The organism is Sphingobium scionense, assembly GCF_014197035.1.
GTDB classification, from domain to species: domain Bacteria; phylum Pseudomonadota; class Alphaproteobacteria; order Sphingomonadales; family Sphingomonadaceae; genus Sphingobium; species Sphingobium scionense.
Genome location: NZ_JACIEU010000022.1, coordinates 20,431 through 45,613, shown reverse-complemented (window position 1 = coordinate 45,613; position 25,183 = coordinate 20,431). Strand labels below are relative to the sequence as shown.

The window sequence follows — 25,183 nt, the reverse complement described above, 5'->3', positions numbered from 1 at the left end:
GCGGCACCCATCGCAAAAACACTGGCCAATCCTGCCCGGCTGCGGCACAGGCGAGGGGCATGATGCTGCCCGATCCTTCCACCTTCATTGCCGAGGGCGCCTCTGCCGCGGTCTATCGGCTGGACGGGGGGCGGGTGCTCAAGCTGTTCCATGAAGGCGTCGATGCCGGGATCATCGCCCGCGAACATGCGATGGCGCAGGCGATCCAGGAAACCGGGCTGCCCGTGCCCTGCGTATTCGGCCGCGCGGAGGCTGGTGGCCGGCAGGGCATCATCTATAGCGAGATAGAGGGGCCGAACCTGCTCCATCATATCGTCCGCCATCCCCATCGGATCGGCTGGGCGATGGGCGCGATGGCGGCGTTGCAGCGGGCCATCCATACGCATGACCTGCCCGAACTGCGCAGCCGCAAGGCGATATTGGCCGAGGATATCGAGATGGCGCCGATCGGCGATCGGCTGCGCGCGGCGGCGATCGACCGGCTGGACCAGTTGATCGAAGGCGATCGACTGTCCCATGGCGACCTGCACCCGGCCAATCTGATCGTCAGCGGCGACGGGCTGGCGGTGATCGACTGGTCGAAGGCGGCCCGATCGGCCCCGGCGGCCGATGTGGTGCGCAGCGAGATGCTGATGCGGTTCGGGCCGGGGCAGTCGGCCGGGAGGCTGGAGGGCAGGCTGCGCGATGCCACCACCGCTTATTATGTTGCACGCTATCGCAAGCTGGCGGGGATGGAGCCCGAGGCGCTCAATGCCTGGCGGGCGCTGGTGGGACTGGGCTGGCTGCGGCATCGGTTGCCGGGGCGCGACGCGGCCTTTGCCGCCTATCTGGCCGAGGCGTTGCGCCGCGCCGGACTGCCGTCGCCGGACGCCTGAGATCGGGGCCGATGTCGTTGGTGGATGGCGGTGGGTGGTTCGTCCCCGGCCGATGCCGCCCGGCGGATGCTGGGCGCCGGTCATCGAAGCATCGTCCCGTGCGCATGCACTGTCGCTATTCTGACATGGAAACAGGCCAGAGAGCAGCGCGTTAAGCGACGGTTCACGGCCGATGGTGCCGTGTTGACGGTAACAGTTGAGACAAGATCTGGAGTGCCCGACAGCATCCGGATACGCCCCCGGCATCCCTTGCGCCGGGGGCGTTTTCATGTCCGCGTCCCTTTCATCTCCGTAGTTTCCCCTAGGGAAAGCGATGTCGTTTCGTGGACGAATGTCATTCGTCCGGTCGTTCGTCCCCGCAAATCCGCCCTTGGTCGATGGATCGGTCGTTGGCCGATGCCGATGGTTGCCGGTCGAAGCGCACGGGCGGTGGAACGGGCATCCGCGTAAACAGGATGGGCGAACGGGACATGGCGCAACGCCCCCAAAGACCCCCGCCGAACCGTTCGCATCCGGCCCGTCGACGCCCCCTGATGACGCTGCCGGATGCCATGACAGTTTTGAGGAGACACGCCATGTTCGCCACCACCAAGATCATCACTGCGCTGGGTGCCGCCGCCCTGCTGGCCGGTTCCGGCATCGCTTCGGCCGAGGAATTCAAGTCCAACGGTCGTACCACGCAGGTTCGCTTCGGCGACCTGAACCTGACCCGCCATGCCGACCAGCAGCAATTGCGCAGCCGGATCGCGCGCGCAGCCAACAAGGTATGCGCCACCAGCGACCTGGCCGCCATGAGCGCCTGCCGTTCGGCCGCGATCGCGCATGTCGAAGCGCCGATCGCCACCGCCATTGCCCGCGCCGCCAGCAGCGAGCGCTATGCCGATGCCAAGGATGCGCGCGCGGTCGTGGGCAACTGACCCGCGGCGGACACGCCGAGAAGGAAAGGGGCCTGGCGCAAGCCGGGCCTTTTTTCGTGCGCAGCGTAGCCGCCCCCTTATCGGTATTTCACCCGATGGCCCGGTGCGCGGCTTTCGGCGATCAGGAGAGGCAGGTTCAAGGGGATAATGGTCATGCGCGCGCGTCTTTGCAGCACTTCGCCCGTCATCATGGCAATCGCGCTGATGGGGGGATTTCAGGCGTCTGCCGTCCAGGCGCAGAGCACGGAATCGCTCTATGAGCCGATCGGCCATCATAGCGGTGGCGATGTCCATGCGGTGGATGAGACGCCGCACTATGTTTTCCCCGACTTCGCACCGGCCAAGCCGGCGGATCCGAGCAAGGAACAGCCTTTCTTCAAGATCCGCTTCGGGCTGGTGATGATCGGCGACTGGACCGATTTCAGCCAGGATGCGATCAGCGAGGATCAGGTCGGCCGGCTGAACGACGAATTTCAGGTGCGCGCGGCGCGCCTCAGCCTCACCGGATCGATCGGCGGCACCTATCGGGTGAGCTATCAGGTCAGTGGCGAATATAAGGGGTTCGACACCGCCCCCGAGCAGAAATGGAAGCTGACCGATGCGGCGCTGACCTTTCCGCTGGGTAGCCGCACCAAGATGACGGTGGGCAAGACCAAGGAGACATTCTCCTATGAAATGGTCGGGGATTCGGCCAATTTGCCGCATAGCGAGCGCGTGCTGACGCCCTTCTTCGTGTCGCGCAATTTCGGCGTCCGCTTCGTCCAGGTGCTGGGCGCGAACAAGGCGGCGACCTTTTCGGCCGGCGCCTACAAGGATAGCTGGGACTTCAACAGCAAGAGCGATCGCGGCTGGGATTATTCGGCGCGCCTGACCGGGCTGATCTGGGATGTGCCGGACCGCAACGAGTTCCTGCATCTCGGCGTCGCCTATCGCCATGCGGCGGCAGACCAGACGGTCCGCTACAGCGGCCGGGCGGAAACCAATGTCGGCGAATATGCGATCGACACCGGCAAGTTCGCCGCCCAGGGCAGCGACGGCTTTGCCGGGGAGGCGCTGCTGAATGTGGGGCCGGTCTCGTTCCTGGGCGAATATATAGTGAACCGCACCAATTCGCGCGAATTTCGCGATCCGGTCTTCCATGGCTGGTATGTGACCGGCAGTTGGGTGCTGACCGGGGAAACCCGGCCCTATGACCGCAATGTCGGCTATGCCCGGCGCGTCATCCCCAAGGGCCGTTGGGGCGCGCCCGAACTGGTCGCGCGCTATTCGGAAATGGACCTGGACGATAACGGCATCGAGGGCGGCCGTTTCAAGAAGACGATGCTGGGCCTCAACTGGTGGGCGACGACGCGCTGGAAATTCGGCGCGACCTGGGGGCACACATGGCTCGACCGGTTCGGCGAGCGCGGCGAGAGCGATACGTTCCTGACGCGCATCCAGTGGGTCTATTGAGCGCGTAGCAGGCGCTCAGCGGCTTTTTGGAAAATGCGCGGAAGGGCGCATTTCCGATGCGGCACCAGCCCGCACCCCCTCCCGGCCACCCATCAGGGTACAATGTCTGGGTGGCCGGGTGGGGGGGGCGGGCGGGTGCGGACATTCCCAAAAGGACTCTCAGCGCCCGGTTAGCGTCCGGTCATGGCCCGTGCATTGGCGAGATAGGTGCGGCCGATGCGGATTTCATTGCCGTCGGCCAGCGCCGCGAACCAGACGCCGCTGCCGTCGTGACGCAGCCGCGCGATATGCGGGCGGCGGACGATGTGCGAGCGGTGCAGGCGGACGAACGCCTGGGGATCGAGCCGTTCCTCCAGCGAACTGATGGTCTGGTGCAGCAAATAGCTGTGAGCGCCGACATGGAGGCGCATATAGTCGCGCTCCGCCTCGATCCGGTCGATCTGGTCGGCGGCGATGCGGACCAGTTCGGACCGGTGCGGCACCCAGAATTCCTCGGCCCATTCGGGCGCCGGATCGGCCGGGGCGCTCACCCCATCCTCGCCCTCGCGGCTGCGCAGCGCCTGTTCGACCCGGTCGACCGCGCGGGTCAGGCGATCATGGGCGACGGGCTTGAGCAGATAATCGATCGCGGCAAGATCGAACGCCTCGACCGCGAAGCTTTCGAAGGCGGTGACGAAGATGATCGCCGGGCGAATGCCCATCTGGCTGATCGCGCGGGCGACGCCGATGCCGTCGAGCAGCGGCATGGCGATGTCGAGCAGCAGCAGGTCGGGCTTGAGCCCCTCGACCAGGCGCAGCGCCGCCTCGCCATCATTGGCGGTGCCGACGAGCGCGATGCGCGGTTCGCGCGCGCACAGCATCTGCAGCCGTTCGACCGCGAGCGGCTCATCATCGACGATCATGGTGCGGATGGACATCGGCGTCAGCAACCCCGGCGGGTGATGGGAAGGAAGAGATTGACGGCAAAGCCGCCATCGGCCTGCGGACCATAGTCGATCCGGCCCTGATCGCCAAAGCGGGCGGACAGGCGGTCGCGCACATTGGCCAGGCCGATGCCGCTGCCGCCATCGGCGGGGCTGGGCGGCTTGTCGCCATTGTCGGCGACGACGAGGTGCAGCAGGCCGTGCTCCTCGCGCGCGCTGATCGTGATCTCGACCGGGCTGGCGGTGCGCGAGACGCCATATTTGATCGCATTTTCGACCAGAGGCTGGAGGATGAGGCCCGGCACGCAGGCATTGAGCAGGTCGGCGGGAATGTCGATCCGGGTGGCGAGCCGATCGGGGAAGCGGACCGCCTCGATATCCAGATAGAGTTTCTGGAGATGGACTTCCTCCTCCAGCGGCACCTCGTCGAGCGGATCGCCGGTCAGGCTGGTGCGGTAGAAATTGGAGAGCGACATGATCATCTGTTCGGCTTCGTCGCGCCGGTCCTTCATCACCAGGGAGGAGAGCGAGTTGAGCGTGTTGAACAGGAAATGCGGGTTCACCTGATAGCGCAGCGAGCGCAGTTCGGCCTGCTGCGCGGCGCGTTCCAGCCGGGCGGCGCGGCGTTCGGTGCGATGTGCTTCGCTGGCATAGGAGAGGGCGAGATAGAGGCCGGCCCAGGCGGCGAGGAAGAAATAGCGGCTGAGCGCATCTTCCAGGATCGCGGTCAGGGCATAGCCCTGTTGGGTATATTTCTCATGATCCGCATCGGGGAACATGCTGACCGGATCATAGATGTTGAAGACATAGAAATTGGCCGCCGCCATGGCGAGCGCGAAGGGGGCGGCGAGCGAGAAGGCGGCCACCACCCGGATCATCAGCGGCTTGCCATCGAACCGGCGCAGCACGAGGTAGAGCACCCAGGTGACGATGATGCCGATCAGCGTCACCACCGCGCGCCGCGCCGCCATTTCGATCTGGGAATCAAAGCCGACCACCGCCGCGCGCAGGCTGATCAGCACGGCATAGAAGAACCAGAAGCCGATGATGGAATAAAGGGCGACGGCAGGCGCCACGCCGCGTGGCCCGTCTTCGGTGGGAAGTGTCATGGAGGATATCTACGCCAGAGCGAGCGCGCTGTCGCCCCCCGTGCGCGATGCTGGTCGAAGCGCCTTGGCGGTTTGTCGAAGCGGCGACGCGGGGAACCGGTGCTGGTCCCTGTCGGTTGATCTGGCAGGGAAAAAGGAGAGCGAACATGAGCGACACGACGCGCGAGAGCGAGAAGAAGCTGGATGACGCGCTGGAAGACAGCATGGACGCGTCGGACCCGCCCGCGACCAGCCGGCCGGACGATGATGGCGAACCGGTGCCATCTTCGGGCTTTCCCGATAAGCCGGAACCCGAAAAGTCCGGACGTGCCTGATAGCGGGCCGCGAAAATCCATGTTATTCCAGTCGGGCAAGCGCGGCCCTGACCGCCATCAGGCGGCAGGACCGGCTTCCCCGCGCGAGAGGAGCTGACCACGATGCCGACTTCCACCACCCCCGCGATCGAACGTATTGCCCGCGTCCTGGCGGGGCGCCAGCTGAGCCTGAATGGCGGCGGCAAGGATCCCCATGCGGCGGGCGCGGTGGATGCGGCATGGCCCGACCATGTCGACGATGCCTATGCGATATTGCACACGTTGCGCGAACCCGATGCCGACATGGCGCGGGCCGGCGACGTGGCGGTGTGGCGCAGCATGATCGGCGCGGTGCTGGAGCGGCGCGCCGGCTGAACCGGCGGAAGGCGAAATATTAACCCGGTCATGGCAGGGAGCGCGCAGGAGGCTGCGCCATGTATCGAATAGAATTTCGCCATGATCTGAACCTGCTCGACATCAAATGGTCCATGCTGTTCACAGCGCAGGAGGTCGCCGCCTATGCCCGCGAGTGCAAGGCGCGTTTCGTCGCCGAGGGGTTCAAGCCGGGCTATCTGCTGCGCATGGACATGAGCGAGAGTTCGGCCCAGCCACAGGAGGCGGTCGCGTCCTTCCGCGCGAATCTGGGTGATTTCCCCAAGGCACGGCGGATCGCCATCATCACCGGCAGCGCGATCACGCGGTTACAGGTGAAGCGGGAAATGAAACAGCCCTATCTCCAGATTTTCGACGATGCGACGGCTGGACTTGCCTGGCTGCTGGCACCCGAAGCGGTTGAAGCCGGGGCATAATCCTCCGTCCGTCGCATTTCACAAAAATATCATGTTGCACTGCAAAAAGAAATCTGGTCCCTTGTGACAATCGGTGGAACAGGTGCCTGTTAAGCCTTTGCTAACCATGGTGGGCGCATGTTCTACTGATCGACTTCACGTCGGAGGGCATGAGCAATGGGCACGAGTGCAAGACCGGCGGACGGGGCCATTACCCTGGCGGAATTGCGGGAATTCGCCAGTTTCCCGTCGGCCACGCAGAGATATATTCGCCGATCGCTGGACATCGGGCTGCATCGCCGCGACGCGATGAAGCTATGGTCGCGCGACATGGTCGAGGAAGCCAGCATCCGCGCCCAGGCGCGCATCTATGGCCGACTGGACGAGATCAAGGCGCATGTCCCCGACGATAGCGGGCTGGACCAGGTGGAGCCGTTCATGGCGCCGCTGGTGACGGTATCCGCCTTCGACCTGGGGCAGGACCGGCTGGCGAGCTTCTCGGCCTATCGCTTCCTGTATGAGCGGTTGCTGGGGGCGGGGGCGCGGCCCTGGCTGCCGGGTGCCTTCTGCGCGGCGGCGAGCCTGCCGCATCTTCATCCCGAAAAGCGCCGGCTGCTGCTGCAGTCGATCAGCGAGGCGGCAGCCACGGCGATCGGCTGGTCCAACCGCGAGCCGACCTTCTACCCCGAATGGGTCGAGAAGGTAGACCTGTCCAAGGCGAACTAGAGCCTGATCGTCTGAGGTGGGAGCGCTCCGCGCTTTCACCGATGGCGGGAATCAGGCTGCATTCCTAGCCTCCAGACCTCCCTGTGTCTTCGGGGGGCGTAAGCGCCCATTACGGCATCAGCCGGCGGCGCCCTTCCCACAAATGCCAGCGCATCGCGAGGGCCGCGCCTTCGGAATCTTGCGCGCGGATGGCGGCGACGATCTGTTCATGTTCGCGCAGCATGGTCGCGATCACCTCGGGCGGGCGCGATCGGCTGATGTCGACGCCCGCGCGCATCACCTTGTCGACATCGGCATGGAGCGCGTCGAAGGCGATCAGGAAGGCCGGGTTGCCGGTCGCCTCGGCAATGCGGCGGTGCAGTTCCATATCCTCGTCATGGGCCGGTTCGCTCGACAGGAGGGCAATGCGCAGCATCTCCATCCCTTCCTCGACATGCGCCATTTCGATCGGGCTGCGGCGGGTGGCGGCGAGGCGCGCAGCCTCCGCCTCCAGCACGAAGCGGACCTCGTAACTGCCCAGCGTCGCAGGCAGTTCGGTCGCCGGCATGAAGGCGGCGAGCCGCTGCGACGGGCGGCTCTTGACGAAGGAGCCGGCGCCCCGGCGCGCCTCGGTAATGCCGTCCGAGGCAAGGCGGACCAGCGCCTCGCGCACGATCGCGCGGGAGACGCCGAACCGCTCCGCCAGCGCCGCCTCCGACGGCAGGCGGTCACCGACAGCCAGATCCTGGTCGTTGATGATCTCGACAATGCCGGCATAGGCATGGTCGGACAATCGGGCCTGGTTCATCGGCGCACCTGTGGATCGATTTTCCGCATCCCGGCTCTCCTAGCCATTGGAGGCTGCTGACGACAAGCGCCAGCAGCGTTCCGTTCAGAAGATGCTGCTGGCGACCAGCACCAGCAGCGTTCCGTTCAGAAGATGCTGCTGGCGACCAGCACCAGCAGCAGGCCGACGACCGCAACCACGGTTTCCATGATCGACCAGGTCTTGAACGTGCCCGGCATGTCGGTGCCGAGATAGGATTTGACCAGCCAGAAGCCGGGATCGTTGACGTGAGAGAAGAAGAGCGAACCCGCGCCGATCGCCAGCACCATCCATTCGGGCTCCACGCCCGAGGCGGCGACCAGCCCCTGCATCACGCCGGCGGTGGTGATCGTCGCGACGGTGGCGGAGCCTGTGGCGAGGCGGATGCAGACCGACACGCCCCAGGCGAGCAGGATCGGCGAGATCGCGCCGCCGGCGGCAAAGCGGACCAGCAGGTCGGAGAGGCCGGCCGTGACCAGCACCTGCTTGAGCGCGCCGCCCGCGCCGATCGCCAGGATGATGCCGCCGGCCGGGATCATCGCCTCGGTCCAGATCGCGTTCTGGATCTTCGCATCGGTGATGCGGCGGCCGAACAGCAGCGGCAGCGCCACCAGCACCGCGATCAGCAGCGCGACGACCGGATCGCTGACCCAGCCGAGCCAGTGGAAATGCGGCGCGACCGACGCCGGCAGCAGCGCCACCGCCTGTCCCGCAGCGATCAGCACCACCGGCAGCAGCACGGCAGCGAGCGCGCGGCCGACCGAGGGGGTGGCGACATCGACCTTCACCGGATCAAGCAGCGGCGGGTTCAGTTTTACGCCGGGCGCGGTGAAGCGGGCAAGCAAGGGGCCGGCGATGATCGCGGTCGGGATGCCGACGATCAGGCCATAGAGAAGGGTGAGGCCGAGATTGGCGCCGAGCGCATTGACTGCGAGCAACGGCCCCGGATGCGGCGGCACCAGCGCATGGACGACCGACAGGCCCGACAGCGCGGGCAGCATCAGCTTGAGCTTGGCGGTATCGCCATTTTGCCCGGCCGGCAGCGCGGCGGCGGCCGACGCGACGATCGGCAGCAGCAGGACGAGGCCAGTTTCGAAGAAGAGCGGCAGGCCGATGACGATGGCGGTGAACAGGCTGGCCCAGGGTGCGCCCTTCACGCCGGAGATGCGCAGCGCCGAGCGGGCAAGGCCGCCGGCGCCGTCCGACAATTGCAGCATGGCGCCGAGGCCTAGGCCCAGCGCGACGACCAGGCCGGTGCCGCCCAATATGGTGCCCGCGCCCTTTTCGACCGCCTTGGCGGTTTCCTCCATCGGCAGGCCGGCGATCAGGCCGACGGTGAAGGCGCCGCAGAGCAGGCCGACAAAGGGATGAAGCCGGCCGCGGATGATGAGGGCGATGGAGAGGGCGATGCCGATGACGGCGGCGATCAGCAGGCGATAGTCGGCGGGGGTCATCGGGCAGAAACTCCCATTTCCCCAGCCCGGCTGATGCCCCGGCCGCACGGCCCCGATCGACGATATGGTAACGCCATCCCCACCCTCTCTTTCTTATGCCCGATCGATGATCCGCGTGGCGAATCCCGAAAATCTGTTGGACAGGTTATAGCCGTATTTCCGCCACAGGCTAGGTTATTTCCCGAATATTGCAAAATTCCGCTTGAACCTGTCTGACTGATTCCAGTATCGTTAGCGCTAACGAATCCTGGGCCGAACCAGGCCCCAACGCGGATCAATCACAGGGAGAGGCAGGATGCAGGATCTGCATATTCTCGATCGCCAGGACCAGATGGTCCCCGACACCCCACATCTCACGCCGACACAGATGAAGGTGATGCGCTGCGTTCATTCGGGCCTGCTCAACAAGCAGATCGCCTATGAGCTGGGCATGGCCGAGGCGACGGTGAAGGTCCATATGACCGCCCTGATGCGCAAGCTCAACGTCCGCAACCGCACCCAGGTCGCCATTGCCGCCAGCCATTTCGGCTGGATGCGTCCGGCGCTGAGCCGCGCCGCGGACTGAACACTACCCTCTTGGCGGGAGACGCCGCATGGATCGTTCGCGACGGGAACTGATGGGAGGCATCGGCGCCGGGCTGGTGCTGGCCGGCATGGGCGGCACGACCGCCTGCGCCGCGCCACCGCGCAAGCTGGGCTATGCCATCGTGGGCCTGGGCTATTATGCCACGCAGCAGATCATGCCCAATTTCGCGGGGTGCGACCATGCGAAGCTGGTCGCGCTGGTCAGCGGCACGCCGGCCAAGCTGGCGCAATATGGCGACCAGTACGGCATCCCGAAAACGCATCGCTACAGCTATGCCGAGTTCGACCGCATTGGCGACAATCCCGATATCGACATCGTCTATATCGTCCTGCCCAACAGCCTGCATGCCGAATATAGCATCCGCGCCGCGCAGGCCGGCAAGCATGTGATGTGCGAGAAGCCGATGGCGGTGTCGGCGGCCGAATGCCAGGCGATGATCGCCGCCTGCGCCAAGGCCGGGCGCAAGCTGATGATCGGCTATCGATCGCGCTTCGAGCCTTATAACAGGCTGGCGATCGAGCTGGCGCGGGGCGGCCATGTCGGGCCGACGCGCATCATCACCGCCGAACATGGCTTCCCGATCAAGGCCGGGCAATGGCGGCTCGACCGTCCCTTGTCCGGCGGTGGATCGATGATGGACATCGGCATCTACAGCCTGAACGCCGCGCGCTACCTGACCGGCGAGGAGCCGGTGGAGGTCAGCGCGATCGCCAGCACCGACCGCAGCGATCCGCGCTTTGCCAGCGTGGAGGACCGGATCGATTTCATGCTGCGCTTCCCCTCGGGCATCATCGCCAATTGCGTGTCGAGCTACAGCTCGGCCCATAATGGCTATCGGGTGATCGGCACCCAGGGCTGGATCGATATGGAACCCGCGACCCAATATAGCGGCCAGACGATGATGATCCGCAAGGATGGCGTGACCGCGCCGCGCAGCCTGCCGGTGCCGGCGAAGAACCAGTTTGCCGCCCAGCTCGACCATCTGCCCGAATGCATCGCGAACGGCACCGCGCCGATCGTCGCGGGCGAGGAGGGCCTCGCGGACCTGCGCGTGATCGAGGCGATCTATCGCTCGGCGGCGGAGCATCGTTCGGTTAGCCTGTCCGCATGATCGATCGTCGCACCCTGCTGGCCGGGATGGCCGCCCTGCCGCTCACCCATGCCCTTGCGCGTGCCGCCGACCTGCCCGCCGCGCGGATCGACCGGATCGACCCGGCGCTGGATCGCATCATCGCGCCCGGCGCGCAGGTGACAATATTGGCGCAAGGCTATCGCTGGGCCGAGGGGCCGAGCTGGGCCGCGCCGATCGACGCGCTGCTGTTCGGCGATCCGCCGTCCAACATCGTCTATCGCTGGACCCGCAAGGAGGGCGTAACGCCCTTCCTGTCGCCCTCCGGCCTGCAGACGGCGATACCGAAGGACATCCGCGAAGCCGGCCTCAACGGCATTGCGATCGACAGGGACGGCCATCTGGTCGGCGCCGACAGCGGCACGCGCGCGATCGTGCGGGTGGTCCTCAAGACGAAGGCGCGGACCATCCTGGCCGATCGCTATCAGGGCAAGCGCTTCAACAGCCCCAATGACCTGACCATCGCCGCCGATGGCAGCATCTATTTCAGCGACCCGCCCTATGGCCTGACCGATGGCGACACGTCATCGCTGCGCGAGATCGGCTTCAACGGCCTCTATCGCCTGACGCCCGATGGCACCGTAACGCTGATCGACGGCAGCCATCGCCGGCCCAATGGCGTGACCCTGTCGCCCGACGGTCGCACGCTGTATCTGGCGCTGTCGGACGAGAAACGGCCGCAGGTGCTGGCCTATAGCCTGGGCGCGGACGGCCTGCCGACCGGCCAGCGCCTGTTCCGCGATATGGGCAAGGAACTGGCGGCGGGCGAGCCGGGCCTGCCCGACGGGATAAAGACCGCGCCCGACGGCACCGTCTTTGCCACCGGCCCCGGCGGCGTCCATGTCTGCGCGCCCGACGGCAGATTGCTCGGCAAGATCCGCACCGGCAAGGCGATCGCCAATTGCTGCATCGGCGAGGGCGGCGCGACGCTGTTCCTGACATCGGCCGACCGGCTGGCCGCAGTGCCGCTGGTGCGCTAGCGATCGGCTCAAGGCGCGGGATCGACAGGAAATAGGGCGCGTTTCCAGAAACTTGCCCCAGCCTTGATCTCGATCAGCACGATTTTTCGGAACATCGTCGCACCGGCTCCGGTTGAGCGCTGGCGGGTTACGACGCCCGCTAGACCTTGATCGCTTCAGGGCCAAGCCCCCTGAAGCGTGAATCAAGGTCTATCATCAAAGAATAAAGCCTGATTCACGCCATCGGTGAAAGCGCGAAGCGCTTCCACCTCAGACGGACAGGCTTCAGGAGAGAAGACATGGCCAATCAGAATCAGAACCAGAATCCCGGTCAGCAGGGCGGCCAGCCCGGCAAGCCGGACCAGCAGAACCAGCAGGACGAACAGCGTCGCCAGCAGGGCGGCGGCCAGCAGGAGCGCCGCGACGATCAGGACCGCGAGCAGCGCTGATCCTTTCATGCGACCCATAGCATGAGAAAGGGCCGTCCCTGTCGGGGCGGCCCTTTTTGCGCGCTCTTCATGCAGTGACGCCGGTGCGCAGGAGTAAGGGCGCAGGCAGGGCGCCGAACCTGGCTTCGTCAGGCGAGGCCCACTTCCTTGAGCGGGATGCCGGCATCGGCCAGTTGTGCGGGGTCGAGATGCGCGCCCGACAGCACATGGGCGCGGCCCTGGACATAGTCCTTGACCGCATTGACGCAGTCGAGCGCGATCACCTTGCCGCCCTTCAGATAGACGACCGAGAAGCTGCGGGTGGCGGGGTCGCCGCGCAGCACGGTCTGGTCGAAGCCGGTCGAGAGGCCCACGGTCTGGAGCTTGAGATCATATTGGTTCGACCAGAACCAGGGCACGGCGTCATAGGCTTCTGCCTTGCCGAGGATGTGGGCGACCGCGACCTTGGCCTGGTCATTGGCATTCTGGACGGATTCGAGGCGCATCTGCGCGCCGCCGGCAAAGCGGTTGGCGTGGGACGCGCAATCGCCTACGGCATAGATGTCGGGCAGCGAGGTGCGGCAATATTCGTCGACATCGACGCCATTGCCACCGGCCGCGCCGGCCGCGATCAGCGGGCCGGTTTCGGGCACGATGCCGATGCCCACGATCACCATGTCGGTCTCGATCCGCTCGCCGTCCTGCATCAGCACGGCGGTTGCCCGGCCATCCGTCACTTCGATACAGTCCATCTTCGTGTCGGTGCGCAGGTCGACGCCATGGGCGCGATGTTCGGCTTCATAGAAGCGCGAGAGATCCTCGCCCGCGACGCGCGCCAGCACCCTGTCGAGCGCTTCGAGCAGCACGACGGTCTTGCCGAATTTGGAGAGGACGGCGGCCGCCTCCAGCCCGATATAGCCACCGCCGATGATGGTGACATGGCTGACGCTGTCGATCTTCGCCATCATCGCATCGACATCGTCGCGGCGGCGCACGGCATGGACGTTGGCGGCTTCGGCGCCGCTGCAGGTCAGCATACGGGGCGAACCGCCGGTACACCAGATCAGCTTGTCATAGCCGATTTCCTCGTCGCCCACGGTGACGAACTTGCCGACCGGATCTACGCTTTTGACCCGCTTGCCCAGCAGCATATCGATCTTGCGCTCGGCCCAGAAAGCGGCGGGGCGGATCAGGATGCGCTCGAAGCTCTTGTCGCCGGCGAAATATTCCTTGGAGAGGGGGGGGCGCTCATAGGGCGGATCCTTCTCGTCGCCGATCATGCCGACGCTGCCTTCAAAACCGTGCTGGCGCAGCGAGATCGCCGCCTGTGCGCCGGCATGGCCGGCTCCCACGATCAGAACGTCATAATAGCTCATCCGCCCGCGCATCCTCTTCTTTCAGGATCTTTGCTTGGCGGCATTTGGCGGTGCTGGCAAGCGTCGATGTGGCGGCGCGGGCTGCCCGCACGCGCCATCCATCGTCGGGGCGGTGCGCGCCGATCAGGACATGGTCAGAACGCCTTCATAGGCACGATCTTCCAGCGCCTTGCCGGCGCCCATGGCGACGCACATCAACGGCATCTCCGCGATCCGCACCGGCAGGCCGGTCGCTTCCGACAGCGCTTCGTCGAGCCGGCGGAGCAGCGCGCCGCCGCCGGTCAGGGTAATCCCTTCATCGATGATGTCGGACGAGAGTTCGGGCGCGGTCTGTTCCAGCGCGGTCATCACCGCCATCTTGATCTGGCCGACCGGTTCGGACAGGGCGTCACAGATTTCCGCTTCGCTGATCGTCATTTCGGCCGGGCGGCCGTTCACCAGGTCGCGCCCCTTGACGATGATCCGCTCGCCCTCGCCATCGGGCGGGGTGGCGCAGCCGATCGCGCATTTGACGCGTTCGGCCGTGGCTTCGCCGATCATCAGGTTGTGGACGCGGCGGATATGCGAGGCGATCGCGTCGTCCAGCTTGTCGCCGCCCACACGGGCCGAATTGCTGTAGGCGATGCCGTTGAGCGACAGCACGGCGACCTCGGTCGTGCCGCCGCCGATATCGACCACCATCGCGCCGCGCGGTTCGGTGACCGGCAGGCCGGCGCCGATCGCCGCCGCCATCGGTTCCTCGATCAACTGCACCCGCGCCGCGCCGGCGTTGGAGGCGGCATCGCGCAGCGCGCGCCTTTCGACCATGGTCGAGCCGGTCGGCACGCAGATCACCACATCATAGCGACGGCCGAAACGCCCGCCATCCTGTGCCTTCTCGACGAAATGCTTGATCATCTGTTCGGCGACATCGATGTCGGCGATCACGCCGTCGCGCAGCGGGCGGATCGCCTGGATGTTCGCCGGGGTCTTGCCCATCATCAGCTTGGCTTCATTGCCGACCACCTTGACCTTGCGCATGCCACGAATGGTCTCGATCGCGATGACGGACGGTTCGTTGAGCACGATGCCGCGGTCGCGGGCGTGGATGACGGTATTCACGGTGCCAAGGTCGATCGCCATGTCGCAGGCGGTCGAGGAGAAGAAGCGGGGCATTTTCATGGGAAAGCGGCGATCTGCAAAGATTGTGAAACAATGGCCCCCTGTGCCGCCGCCCGGCGGCGATCAGAAGGGCGCTGCGCCAGTCCGTCCGTTTCCCGCGTCTGGCCGAGGGTGAAGGGATTGGAAAGCGCGATGAAGGGCGGATCAGGCGGCTTTACGCATCAACCGGCGGCCGAGCAATACCCCTGCTATGCCGAGCAGGAACAAGGTCCAGCCCGGCGCTTCGGGCACCGGCGTGCCGCCCGAGCTGCTGCCGGTCGGCGGATCGATCGGCGGGGTGTAGCCGCCGCTATAGGTGCCCAGATGCATCTCGCCATTCTGGGTCAGGCTGCCGAACACGGCCGATCCCTGGATATAGTTGGCGGTGGTCGCATCGGCCCAGGGGGCGAGCACTGATCCGCCCCAGCTATTGGTGAGGTCGAGCGACTGGGCGTCGCCGAAATTCCAGATGACATGTTCGCCCAGATTGGCGGTGCCGCCCAGGAAATTGTCGTTGAGGCTGACTGCGCTGCCGCTGACATTGACGATCGCGGTGTCGGCGCCGTTCAGGTTGAAGGCGATCTCGCCAATCTTGTCGAGGTCGGCGGCGCTGATCGAGAAGACGGCCAGGCCATTGGCGTCGGGGCTGGCGTTGAAGGTGGCGCGGTTGCCGCTGATCGCCATGTCGCTGTTGGCGGCCAGGCCCGACAGGTTGGTCGACAATTGCTTCATGCTGCCGGCCAGCACCGTGCCCTGCGTCGCCAGGCTGGCGGCGAAGCCTGGGTCCGACGTGGCAAGGCCGGACTGGACATTATTCTGGTTGATATTGGTGTTGCTGATGGTGCCGCCGGCCTTCACCGTCTGGGCCGCGCCATTGAGGTTGAAGCCGCTTTCGACATTGCCGCCGACCAGCGCGCCCGACCCGTTGTTCAAATTCTTGATGCCGCCGGTGACATTGCCGACCACGGTGAGGCCGGCCTGTCCGGTCGCGGAGGTGGCGGGCGTGCTGATCTGGTAGCTGGAGGATGTGCCGGTGAGGTCACCGCCGACGAAGGTGCGGCCCTCGACTTCGGAAGAGGAATTCAGGTCGCCCAGCACGACCAGATTCCATTCGCGCAGCGCGTCGGCGCCGGTGACGGGGGAGGCATGAGCGGGGGCGGCGGCGAACAACGCCAGCGACGCCGAAGCCATGAAACTGGTCTTTTTCATAATAGATACTAAAAAGTCTTCGCACATCGTCACAATGGATAGCGTGACCTGCGGCGAAGTCCCCCCTTCCGCTCCCAGCATTGTCGAACCCGATCCTGGCGCTGCGACGTCAAAGAGAGGGCTGGCGTGCCATAGTCCTGTTGGTCTGGCGCGGCAATATTTTATTAACCTTTATCCTGGCGCGCGGGGCCGGTCGTCTTGGCATCGGCCGACGGGAACTATCAGGCCAGCGTCAGGTAAAGTTCCGCCTCGATCAGCCACTCATCGCCGCGCTGTCGCCATTTGGCGGTGTAGGCGCCCGAGGCGATGAGGATGCCGGACGAGGCGGCGACGCCCTGCCAATGACCATGTTCGAAGGCGATCGGTTCGATGGGCGAGACGAGGATCGTGTCGGGCGTGCGGGTGTAGATGCTGCGGTCGGGCGCGGCAAATTCGCGCTTCCAGGCCATCAGTTGCGCCTTGCGCCCGGCGATGACGCCGCTGTCGGTGCCGGTCACCATCACCACATTCTGCGCCAGGATCGGGCCGATGGCGGCAAGGTCGGCATCGGCGAGCGCCCGGTTGAAACTGGCGCGGCGCAGGCGGATGGCAAGATCGGCGGTGGCGGTCATGGGCATCCCTTAGCAGGCGGGGTCGTCATCGCCATGCCCGTCAGGCCAAAAAAAGAACGCCCGCAGCGGACTGCGGGCGTTCCGTTCGCCAGACCGGGCCATGTCGAGGAGGGCATGGCCGGCCCGGCGGGGAGAGGGGGGTTAGAGCTTGTAGCCCAGGGTCAGCACCCAGGAGCGACCTTCGCCCGGATTGGCCCAGCCATTGTTGCGGACGCTGGTATAATATTTTTCGTTGGTGAAGTTCTGGACGTTGAGCTGGGCGGTCAGCTTCTCGTCGAACGTGTAGGACAGCATCGCCCGGTGAACGAGATAATCGTCCGCCTTGTACATGGTCGCAGCGCTCGAATTGCTGAGATACCAGCTGCCCTGATAGGTCAGGCCATAGCCCAGCTGCAGCCCGAAGGGCAGGGTGTAGGTGGTGAACAGGCTGCCCGAATGCTTGGGCGTGTTGGTCAGCGGATTGCCGGCCTGCACGTCCACGACGCCCTGGTCCTTCTGATAGTCGGAGATGCTCTGGATCACCTTCGTATCGAGATAGGTGTAGTTGGCGAAGATGGTCCAGGCGTCGGTGATGTTGCCCGATGCGCCCAGGGTGACGCCATCGACGCGGTTGCGGCCGTCATTGACCGGCAGCGTGCCGATCAGAGGATCGTTGCTGGCGACGCGATAATTGGTGCGTTCGTTGCGGAACAGCGCGGCGGTCAGCTGCAGGCCGCCGTCGAACAGGTCGATCTTGCCACCCACTTCGTAATTGACCGCCTGTTCAGGCTTGGCTTCGCAGGCATTGTTGCTGCCGCCCGAGCCGACGATCACCAGGCCGCAGCCCGATCGCACGCTGGTCGCGGTCGGCGTCTTGCTGTTGGCATAGGCGACATAGAGGCTGGCATTTTCGGCCGGCTTGTAGACGAGGCCGACGCGGTAGGAGAAGAGATCGTCGGTCGCATTCTGCTGCGGGCCGGTGGTGTAGGCGCCGCCGGTGGCAGGGGTCGCGATCGTGTCGGAACGGAAGCGGGCGCGGTTATGCTCCCAGCGGACGCCGCCATTCAGTTCGAGCCCATCGACGATCTTGGCCGCAGCAAAGGCATAGGTCGCGATATTGAACAGGTCGCCCATCTGGTGGCCGGACCGGATCTTGTTGACCGGGCCGGTATAGATGCCGTTCGGGTTGCTGATGCTGATCGGATCGAGCGTGGGGTTCGGCGTGGCACCGTTGGCGTTGCGCAGGACGTTGCCATTGTCGAGCGTGTAATCTTCCTGCAGCATCGAGGTGCCGACGACCAGAGTATGGCCGCCCGGAATGTTGAAGGTCAGGTCGAGCTGATTGTAGAGCGTCTGGTTGACCGAGTCCCGGAAGCCGCCACGCGGGCCGCTGGGATAATACATGCCCGGAACCTGGCCGGCGGCGCAGGCCACGCCGGTCGGCAGCGTGCCGTTGGCCAAGCAATAGCTGCCCTGCGGCGGGTTCACGACCAGATTCTGCTCGACCCGCTGCCAGCGCGACAGGTTGCGGACCGACAGCAGGTCGCTGAAACGATGGTCGAAGATCGCCGTCGCCTGATCGATCGTCTGATCCTGCTTGTCCAGATTCTTGTAGCCATAATAGCCGCTATAGGGGACGCCGGGCAGCGGCCCGTCATAGATCGCATTCTTGTAATAGGGCACGCCGTAGAGCGGCGTATTCTCGTCTTCCTGATGGGTGTAGAGCAGGGTCAGCGAGGTCGGCCCGTCCACGCCCAGCTTGACCGAGGGCGCCACGCCCCAGCGCTTGTAGCTGTCGAAGTCGCGCCGGGCGACGTCATTTTCATGATACATGGCGTTCAGGCGCACGGCGATCTTGTCGTTGACGCGGACATTGCTGTCGATGGTCGCGCGATAATAGTCCGACGTGCCGATGCCGCCCTGCACCAGCGTTTCGCTGTCGGCCTTGGGGCGCTTGGTCACCAGGTTGATGTTGCCGCCGATCGCGCCCGAGCCGCCATAGACGGAGTTGGCGCCGTTGGTGACTTCGATCTGCTCAAGATTGAAGGGATCGGTGCGGCTATATTGGGCGCTGTCGCGCACGCCGTCGATGCTGATGTCGGTGTTGGCGCTCTGGCCGCGCAGATTGATGCTGTCGCCATAGCCACCGCCGCCTTCGCCCGCGCCGAAGGTGATGCCCGGAACGGTCGACAGCACGTCGCGCAGGGTCAGGAGGTTCTGCTTCTGGATGGTCTGGTTGCCGATCACCGTGATGGTCTGCGGCGTATCGAGGAGGCGGCGAACATATTTGGGCGACTCGGCCTTTTCCACCTTCACGGCGGCATCGTCGATGGCGGTGTCGGTGACCGTGACGCCGCCCAGCGCCTGGCCCTGCGCGCTATCCTGTGCCTGCGCGCCCGATGCGAAGGCGATCGCGCCGACACAGCTCAGAGCAAGGAAGGAGGGAGTGTTTCCATATTTCGCCATTGTTTCAGAACCCCTTTTGATTGTTGCAGCGGCTGCTATTGAGAGCTATTCGCATTGTCAATGCTATTGCGAGTGGCTATCGATTTTTGCTGTCGATTTTTCCCGTGGCGATGGGGCAGGCAAGGACGGGACGCGCGCGGCATCGGAGGCAGAAGGCAGGGGCAAGCCGGCGCTTGTCACACCGGGCCTGTCGGTGCGCGGCAATGTGCCGATCGCCTTCCACAGGATGGCGACCTGGACATTGGGCGGATTGCGGGGCGATTAAGGCGCGAACGGCACGGCGATTGCACCATGACGATCCGTCCGCGCAGGATGTACCGTCATCCAATTGAAATCGTTCGGTCATCAAACTGACTATCGATGACGATAGGTCGCCTTGCCCATGGGCGATCATCCTCAAGAACAAACGCATATGCCATCGCGGCGGCTATGGGCCGGCTGGGCCGGCCTGCTGGCGCAGGTCGAGCGGATGACCCGGCGTTCCGACAGCGAGGATCTGTTGCACGATGCCTATGTCCGCATGGCGGCCCGGCCCGAACGGCCCGATAATGAGGAAGCCTTCCTGGTCCGCGCGGCGGTCAACCGGGCAAAGGACAGCTATCGGCGGGAAAAGGTGCGCGGGCCGGCCGCTGGCGACGATGCGCTGGCGCTGCTGCGCGACGGCGCGCCGTTGCAGGACGAGGCGCTGATGGCGCAGGCGCGGTTGCGGCGCGTGTCGGAGGGGATCGACAAGCTGCCGCCCCGGACGCGCGAGGTGTTCCTGCTGCAGCGGATCGACAATCTAAAATATCGCGAGATTGCCGAGCGGCTGGAAATAAGCCAGAGCGCGGTCGAGAAGCATATGGCCAGGGCGATGACCTTCCTTGGCGAATGGACGAAGGATTGGTGAGCCCCGACATGCCCGGTGAGCGCCCCATGGCCCGGACCGCCGCCGAGTGGATTGCAAGGCTGAATGCGGATGAACGGACGGTGGACGACGAGCAGGCCTTTCGCGCCTGGATCGCGGCCGATCCTGCGCATGCGGCGGATTTCGAGCGGGCGACCGATATCTGGGCGCTGGTGCCCGGCACCGATGCGGCGATGCGCCCCGTGCCCGTGCCCGTGCCCGTGCCCGCGCCGGTGCGCAGCCTGTCGCGCCGTCGGATGATCGCAGCCTGCGCCGGCACGCTGGTGGTGGGCGGCGGGGGCATGGCGATGATGCAGACGGCGATGGCCGGCACGCGCTATCGCACCGGCATTGGCGAGCAGCGCCAACTGACCTTGCCCGAAGGATCGACGCTGTTCCTGGACGCCGATACCGATGTCCGGGTGCTGGCGAGCGCCAGCCGGCGGCGGCTGTGGCTGGAACGGGGGCGTGTGGCGCTGACGGTGAAGCCGACAGTGGTGCCCTTTGCGATCGATGCCGGTCGGGGCAGCTTCGTGGCGGGTAGCGGCCGGTTCGACGTGCGGCGCGACAATGATGACAGGCTGGCGATGACGGCGCTGGCCGGACAGGCCGATGTCGCTATCGACGGCGGACAACGCCACCTGGCCGCCGGGCAACGCATCCGCACCGACGCCGCCGATGCCGTGCAGGTCGATCGGCCCGATGCCGAAACCACCCAGGCCTGGCAGAGCGGCCGGGCGGCCTTTCATGACGACCGGCTGGATGCCGTGGCGGCGGAAGCCAATCGCTACAGCCTGACCCGGCTGGTGATCGCCGATCCGCACACCGCGGCCTTGCGGGTGAGCGGCATGTACCGGATGGGCGACAATGTCGCGCTGGGCCAGGCGCTGTCGCAATTGCTGTCGGTGCCCGTCCGGCAGGTGGACGACCGGGTTCTGCTGGGCGGCTGAAAAAAATGCCGATGCCGGGGTGGGGTAAAACTCCGCTGGCGCGTCGGGGAGGCGCGGCGCCTTCTGCCGCTGTCCACGGGGGATGATCGTGACCATTTCTTCTTCGCGCACTTTGCGCCGTTCTCTGGTGCTGGGCGCCGCTCTTGCCGCCTTGTGCGCCGTCCCGGCCCAGGCGCAGCAGCGCCAGGCGTCGGTGCAGATCGCCGCGCAGCCGCTTGCGCCCGCGCTGGAAGCACTGGCCCGCCAGACCGGCACCGACATATTGTTCGCCCCCCAACTGGTTGCGGGCATGAGCGGCCCGCCGCTGAGCGGCCGGATGGATGCGATGGCGGCGGTCGAGCGGCTGATCCAGGGCAAGCCGCTGGCCGTGCGGCGCCAGGCCAATGGCGCGCTGCTGATCGTGGCGGCGCCGGTCCAACCGCAGGACATTGCCACCACCGGCAGCGCGGATGTGGCGCCTGACATCATCGTCACCGGCTACGCCGCCAGCCTCTCCAGCGCGCTCGCCGAAAAGCGCAAGGCCACCAATGTGGTCGATGTGGTCAAGGCCGAGGATATCGGCAAGTTCCCCGCCCAGAACATCGCCGAAGCGTTGCAGCGCGTGCCCGGCGTGTCGATCGTGCGCGATCGCGGCGAAGGCGTGTTCGTCCGCATCCGGGGCCTGGGTGCCAACTTCCAGGTCGTCACCCTCAACGGCCGGGCGGCCGCGGTGAACGAGAATGTGCGCGACAGCGGCCAGAGCGGGCGCCAGTTCCGCTTCGACACGCTGCCGTCCGAACTCATGTCGGCGGTCGAAGTCATCAAGAGCCCGCGCGCGGACCTGGCCGAGGGCGGCATCGGCGGCATCGTCAATTTGCAGACCTTCCGCCCGATCGACCTCAAGAAACCGGTGCTGGCGCTGTCCGCCACCGCCAGCTCGCCGCGCCTGGCCGATACGGTCGATCCGCGCCTGTCGGGCATGGCGAGCTGGGTCAATGACGAGGGCACGTTCGGCGCACTGATCGCGGCGGTCTATGACGAGCGCACCACCCGGCAGGACCGCATCACCGGCGTCGGCTGGGCCGACGGGCGGATCGACGCCGATGGCGACGGCACGCTGGACAGCGACACGATATTGGTGCCGACCAGCACGCGCCCGACGCTGGAGCGGGAGAACCGCAACCGCATCGGCCTCAACGGCGCGATCCAGTGGAAGCCCGACGACCGGTTCGAGCTGAACGTCGATGGCCTGTGGAGCCGGCTCAACATCGATTATGACGAACTGACCTATTCGACCGATTTTTCCGCGACCACGCCGGGCGCGATCGTGCCCGGCACGGCGGTGATCGAAAATGGCGTGCTGACCGCCGCGACCGTCACCACATCGACCCAGATCGGCCGTGAGACGTCGCGGCTGGAATATGAGAATTGGCTGATCGGCGCGAACGCGAAATGGTCTACCAATGGCTGGACGCTGTCCGCCGACGCCAGCCTGGGCCGCGCCTATTCCAACACGCCCACGCCCATCTATCGCAGCCGCCTGCTCGGCAGCGTCGGCCAGGTCGCCTTCGACTATGGCAAGGTCGGCGAGCGGCTGCCGAACCTGGAGTTCCTGACGGCGGATCTGACGGAATCCACCACTCTGCCAGGGCGCCGGATCGAATATCGCGTCAATGACTCGCTCGATCGCCAGCGGGCCGCGACCTTTGACATATCCCGCGAACTGAACGGCGTGGTGCAGGCGCTGCGCTTCGGCGCCAAATATGAAAAGCGCGACCGCACTTATAACCGCCGCGACATCAATTTCACCAGCGGCATCGCCGGCCAGCGCTTCGACGACAGCTATTTCGAGGCCTTCCCGGTCGATGATTTCCTGAGCGGCGTGGGCGGCAATCTGCCCACCAGCTGGGTCATGCCCGATCCCGACCGCTTCTGGGACGCGGCGACCGGTAAGGAGGCGCTGCTCGACGCGCCGCTGACCCGTGGTGACCGGCGCAACAGCTATGCCATCGATGAACGGATCATCGGCGGTTATGGCATGGCCGAGTTCAGCCTGCCGCTGGGCGGCATGACCATCCGCGGCGACGCGGGCCTGCGCTATGCCCATACCCGGCAGACATCGTCGGGCTATGCCGACAATGGCAGTGCGGCGCTGCCGGTCAGCTATGAGCGCAATTACGGGAATTTTCTCCCCTCGCTCAACCTGGTCGCCGAGTTCACGTCGAACCTGCAGATGCATCTGGCCGCGTCCAAGGTCATCACCCGGCCGTCGCTGGCCGACCTGGCGCCGCGCCTGACGATCAATTCCAACCCGACGGTGCTGACGGCGGTGGGCGGCAATCCCGAACTGCGGCCGTTCGAAGCCTGGCAATATGACGGCACGGTCGAATGGTATTTCGCGCCGGGCAGCGCGCTGATCGGTGGCGCCTTCTACAAGGACATCACCAGCTTCGTCTTCCAGCAGACCCGCAATTTCGACCTGGACGGCCAGATCTATCGCCTGACCGCGCCGCAAAATGGCGGCAATGCCTATGTCGCGGGGATCGAGATCGCCTATCAGCAACTGTTCAAGATGCTGCCGGCGCCGTTCGATGGCCTGGGCTTCCAGGCCAATTACACCCATACCAAGAGCAAGGGCACCTATGCCCTGTCCGACGGCACCACCTTCCGCGACGACCTGACCGACGTGGCCGGCGACAGCTTCAACCTCACCGCCTTCTACGAAAAGGGGCCGGTCGGGGCGCGGGCCAGCTATAGCTGGCGCGGCAAGGTGCTGCGCGATGTCGGCGGCGCGGGGCTGGCCGCCAACAACGACGCGGCGTTCGGCAGCCTGGACTTCGACATCTCCTACAAGGTCACGCCCAATGTCACATTCGTGGTGCAGGGCATCAACGTGGCCGGCGGCGTCCAGTGGCAATATGTCCGGGACGATCGCTTCGCGGGCTACACCGATTATGGCACCACGCTGATGGCCGGCGTGCGCGCCCGTTTCTGAACGGAAGGACGGCAATGACGATGCGATCGATCGGGATCATGCTGGCGGCGGGCGCAATGCTCGCCGCCGCTCCGGCACAGGCCCAGGAAACGGCCGGAGCCGCGCCGCAGCGGGCACGCAACATCATCCTGTTTCTGGGCGATGCCGGCGGCGTGCCGACGCTGAACGCTGCGGGCATCATGGCGCATGACCGGCCGCAGTCGCTGTTCATCCAGTCGATGCCCCATGTCGGCCTGTCCGACACGTCGGCGCTCGACAATTGGGTGACGGATTCGGCGGCGGGCATGAGCGCGATCATGACCGGGCACAAGACCAACAGCGGCATGATATCGGCGCTGCCGGCGGCCGATGGGGCGATCACCCCGGTCAAGAGCTTCCTGGAATATGCCGAGCAGCGCGGCCTTTCGACCGGCGTCGTGACCAACATGCCGATCTGGGACGCGACCCCGGCCGCCTGTTTCGCCCATGTCGCCACGCGCAAGGACAAGGACCAGATTTTCCGCCAGATGCTGGCACCCCGCTTCGGCAATGGCGTCGATATCCTGATCGGCAAGGGGCAGGCCGATGCGGTCGCGTCCTTCGCCAAGGATGGCACCACGCCGCAAGCGGCCTTCTCCAAGGCGGGATATCGGTTCGGCGACGATCCGGCACTGGTCGGGGGCAGCGGCCGGGCGGCGGTGCTGCGCGATGCCGATTATGCGCCGATCCCGGCGGTCGAGGCGACGATCGGCCAGCTGGCGCGCAATCCCAAAGGCTATTTCCTGATGGTCGAATGGGACATGCACACCGACAAGCCGGAAAATGGCCTGAAGCATGTGATCGAGATGGACGAGATGATCCGCCGGGTGAGCGCGATCGCGGGCAAGGATACGCTGATCCTGTTCACCGCCGACCATAGTTTCGGCCTGCGCATGACCAGCGGCAAGCGCAACGCCCCGATGGCCCAGCAATATGCGGCCGCCGCCGCCAGGCCGGGGGCAACGGTCGCCAGCAACACGGTCATCGGGGTGGAGGACAATCACACCGGCGAGGAAGTGATCGCCGCCGCCGCCGGTCCGGGTGCCGATCAGGTCCATGGCTTCTTCGCCAACACCCGCCTGTTCGACGTGATGTTGAAGGCGATGGGCTGGACGAAGGAGGATTGAGCC

At 65.6% G+C, this 25,183-nt stretch carries 25 protein-coding genes; 16 read left to right on the top strand and 9 right to left on the bottom strand.

Annotated elements, in window-relative coordinates; all coding sequences use genetic code 11:
• Positions 1–59: 59 nt before the first annotated feature.
• The 3 genes from GGQ90_RS21480 to GGQ90_RS21470 all read left to right on the top strand — a co-directional run bounded on the left by GGQ90_RS21480 (position 60) and on the right by GGQ90_RS21470 (position 3,244).
• Positions 60–875, top strand: coding sequence for a phosphotransferase family protein (locus GGQ90_RS21480; protein ID WP_188083918.1), 816 nt, complete (start codon positions 60–62; stop codon positions 873–875).
• 575 nt (positions 876–1,450) lie between these two features.
• A complete protein-coding gene (locus GGQ90_RS21475; RefSeq protein ID WP_188083917.1) occupies positions 1,451–1,792 on the top strand; it encodes a UrcA family protein in 342 nt (113 codons plus the stop codon).
• A gap of 153 nt (positions 1,793–1,945) precedes the next feature.
• Positions 1,946–3,244: an OprO/OprP family phosphate-selective porin gene (locus GGQ90_RS21470; protein ID WP_246428368.1), complete on the top strand. Its 1,299-nt coding sequence runs from the start codon at positions 1,946–1,948 to the stop codon at positions 3,242–3,244.
• A 170-nt stretch (positions 3,245–3,414) separates the two neighbouring features.
• Here the strand turns inward: GGQ90_RS21470 and GGQ90_RS21465 are convergent, their stop codons facing one another.
• Entirely contained in the window at positions 3,415–4,161 is a 747-nt protein-coding gene (locus tag GGQ90_RS21465) for a LytR/AlgR family response regulator transcription factor (RefSeq protein ID WP_188083915.1), read from the bottom strand.
• Between the two features lie 5 nt (positions 4,162–4,166).
• On the bottom strand, positions 4,167–5,276 hold the full coding sequence (locus tag GGQ90_RS21460) for a sensor histidine kinase (protein WP_188083914.1): 1,110 nt from the start codon (positions 5,274–5,276) through the stop codon (positions 4,167–4,169).
• Positions 5,277–5,422: 146 nt separating this feature from the next.
• Here GGQ90_RS21460 and GGQ90_RS21455 point away from each other — a divergent pair, with 146 nt between their 5' ends.
• The 4 genes from GGQ90_RS21455 to GGQ90_RS21440 all read left to right on the top strand — a co-directional run bounded on the left by GGQ90_RS21455 (position 5,423) and on the right by GGQ90_RS21440 (position 7,083).
• Complete coding sequence (locus GGQ90_RS21455; protein ID WP_188083913.1) at positions 5,423–5,590, top strand: hypothetical protein; 168 nt, start codon at positions 5,423–5,425, stop codon at positions 5,588–5,590.
• Positions 5,591–5,692: 102 nt separating this feature from the next.
• Entirely contained in the window at positions 5,693–5,944 is a 252-nt protein-coding gene (locus GGQ90_RS21450; protein WP_161731905.1) for a hypothetical protein, read from the top strand.
• Between the two features lie 59 nt (positions 5,945–6,003).
• Complete coding sequence (locus tag GGQ90_RS21445; protein ID WP_188083912.1) at positions 6,004–6,378, top strand: STAS/SEC14 domain-containing protein; 375 nt, start codon at positions 6,004–6,006, stop codon at positions 6,376–6,378.
• A 156-nt stretch (positions 6,379–6,534) separates the two neighbouring features.
• Positions 6,535–7,083 carry a hypothetical protein gene (locus GGQ90_RS21440; RefSeq protein ID WP_188083911.1) on the top strand — a complete coding sequence of 183 codons (549 nt, stop codon included), beginning with the start codon at positions 6,535–6,537 and terminating at the stop codon, positions 7,081–7,083.
• Positions 7,084–7,192: 109 nt separating this feature from the next.
• On the opposite strand, the gene GGQ90_RS21435 is transcribed toward GGQ90_RS21440, so the two are convergent.
• Together GGQ90_RS21435 and GGQ90_RS21430 are read right to left on the bottom strand one after the other, a co-directional pair.
• A complete protein-coding gene (locus tag GGQ90_RS21435; RefSeq protein WP_188083910.1) occupies positions 7,193–7,870 on the bottom strand; it encodes a FadR/GntR family transcriptional regulator in 678 nt (225 codons plus the stop codon).
• Between the two features lie 125 nt (positions 7,871–7,995).
• On the bottom strand, positions 7,996–9,342 hold the full coding sequence (locus tag GGQ90_RS21430) for a GntT/GntP/DsdX family permease (RefSeq protein ID WP_048936503.1): 1,347 nt from the start codon (positions 9,340–9,342) through the stop codon (positions 7,996–7,998).
• A 295-nt stretch (positions 9,343–9,637) separates the two neighbouring features.
• Between GGQ90_RS21430 and GGQ90_RS21425 the strand changes: the two genes are divergently transcribed.
• The 4 genes from GGQ90_RS21425 (at position 9,638) to GGQ90_RS21410 (ending at position 12,465) form a co-directional block, all read left to right on the top strand.
• Positions 9,638–9,907, top strand: coding sequence for a helix-turn-helix domain-containing protein (locus GGQ90_RS21425; RefSeq protein WP_188083909.1), 270 nt, complete (start codon positions 9,638–9,640; stop codon positions 9,905–9,907).
• A gap of 28 nt (positions 9,908–9,935) precedes the next feature.
• On the top strand, positions 9,936–11,039 hold the full coding sequence (locus tag GGQ90_RS21420) for a Gfo/Idh/MocA family protein (protein WP_188083908.1): 1,104 nt from the start codon (positions 9,936–9,938) through the stop codon (positions 11,037–11,039).
• Positions 11,036–12,037, top strand: coding sequence for an SMP-30/gluconolactonase/LRE family protein (locus GGQ90_RS21415; RefSeq protein WP_188083907.1), 1,002 nt, complete (start codon positions 11,036–11,038; stop codon positions 12,035–12,037). Before GGQ90_RS21420 ends, GGQ90_RS21415 begins: the two co-directional genes overlap by 4 nt.
• A gap of 278 nt (positions 12,038–12,315) precedes the next feature.
• Positions 12,316–12,465 (top strand): hypothetical protein, encoded by a 150-nt coding sequence (locus GGQ90_RS21410; RefSeq protein ID WP_188083906.1) that lies wholly within the window; start codon positions 12,316–12,318, stop codon positions 12,463–12,465.
• A gap of 128 nt (positions 12,466–12,593) precedes the next feature.
• Here GGQ90_RS21410 and GGQ90_RS21405 read toward each other — a convergent pair whose 3' ends face one another.
• The 5 genes from GGQ90_RS21405 to GGQ90_RS21385 all read right to left on the bottom strand — a co-directional run bounded on the left by GGQ90_RS21405 (position 12,594) and on the right by GGQ90_RS21385 (position 19,225).
• A complete protein-coding gene (locus GGQ90_RS21405; protein ID WP_188083905.1) occupies positions 12,594–13,820 on the bottom strand; it encodes an NAD(P)/FAD-dependent oxidoreductase in 1,227 nt (408 codons plus the stop codon).
• A gap of 123 nt (positions 13,821–13,943) precedes the next feature.
• Positions 13,944–14,981 (bottom strand): rod shape-determining protein, encoded by a 1,038-nt coding sequence (locus GGQ90_RS21400; protein WP_281391456.1) that lies wholly within the window; start codon positions 14,979–14,981, stop codon positions 13,944–13,946.
• A gap of 144 nt (positions 14,982–15,125) precedes the next feature.
• Positions 15,126–16,169, bottom strand: a complete 1,044-nt coding sequence (locus GGQ90_RS21395; RefSeq protein WP_188083904.1) for a choice-of-anchor A family protein — start codon at positions 16,167–16,169, stop codon at positions 15,126–15,128.
• A 221-nt stretch (positions 16,170–16,390) separates the two neighbouring features.
• Positions 16,391–16,780 (bottom strand): nuclear transport factor 2 family protein, encoded by a 390-nt coding sequence (locus GGQ90_RS21390; RefSeq protein ID WP_188083903.1) that lies wholly within the window; start codon positions 16,778–16,780, stop codon positions 16,391–16,393.
• A gap of 141 nt (positions 16,781–16,921) precedes the next feature.
• The gene (locus GGQ90_RS21385; protein WP_188083902.1) at positions 16,922–19,225 is read right to left on the bottom strand and encodes a TonB-dependent receptor; all 2,304 of its coding nucleotides are present in this window, start codon (positions 19,223–19,225) and stop codon (positions 16,922–16,924) included.
• On the opposite strand from GGQ90_RS21385, the gene GGQ90_RS21380 reads away from it, so the two are divergent.
• The 5 genes from GGQ90_RS21380 (at position 19,206) to GGQ90_RS21360 (ending at position 25,180) form a co-directional block, all read left to right on the top strand.
• On the top strand, positions 19,206–19,490 hold the full coding sequence (locus GGQ90_RS21380; protein WP_188083901.1) for a hypothetical protein: 285 nt from the start codon (positions 19,206–19,208) through the stop codon (positions 19,488–19,490). The genes GGQ90_RS21385 and GGQ90_RS21380 overlap by 20 nt on opposite strands.
• A gap of 147 nt (positions 19,491–19,637) precedes the next feature.
• Positions 19,638–20,114, top strand: a complete 477-nt coding sequence (locus GGQ90_RS21375; protein WP_246428367.1) for an RNA polymerase sigma factor — start codon at positions 19,638–19,640, stop codon at positions 20,112–20,114.
• 26 nt (positions 20,115–20,140) lie between these two features.
• Entirely contained in the window at positions 20,141–21,061 is a 921-nt protein-coding gene (locus GGQ90_RS21370; protein ID WP_246428366.1) for a FecR family protein, read from the top strand.
• Between the two features lie 82 nt (positions 21,062–21,143).
• On the top strand, positions 21,144–24,035 hold the full coding sequence (locus tag GGQ90_RS21365; RefSeq protein WP_188083899.1) for a TonB-dependent receptor: 2,892 nt from the start codon (positions 21,144–21,146) through the stop codon (positions 24,033–24,035).
• 14 nt (positions 24,036–24,049) lie between these two features.
• Positions 24,050–25,180 carry an alkaline phosphatase gene (locus tag GGQ90_RS21360; RefSeq protein WP_188083898.1) on the top strand — a complete coding sequence of 377 codons (1,131 nt, stop codon included), beginning with the start codon at positions 24,050–24,052 and terminating at the stop codon, positions 25,178–25,180.
• The last annotated feature ends 3 nt before the right edge of the window (positions 25,181–25,183 follow it).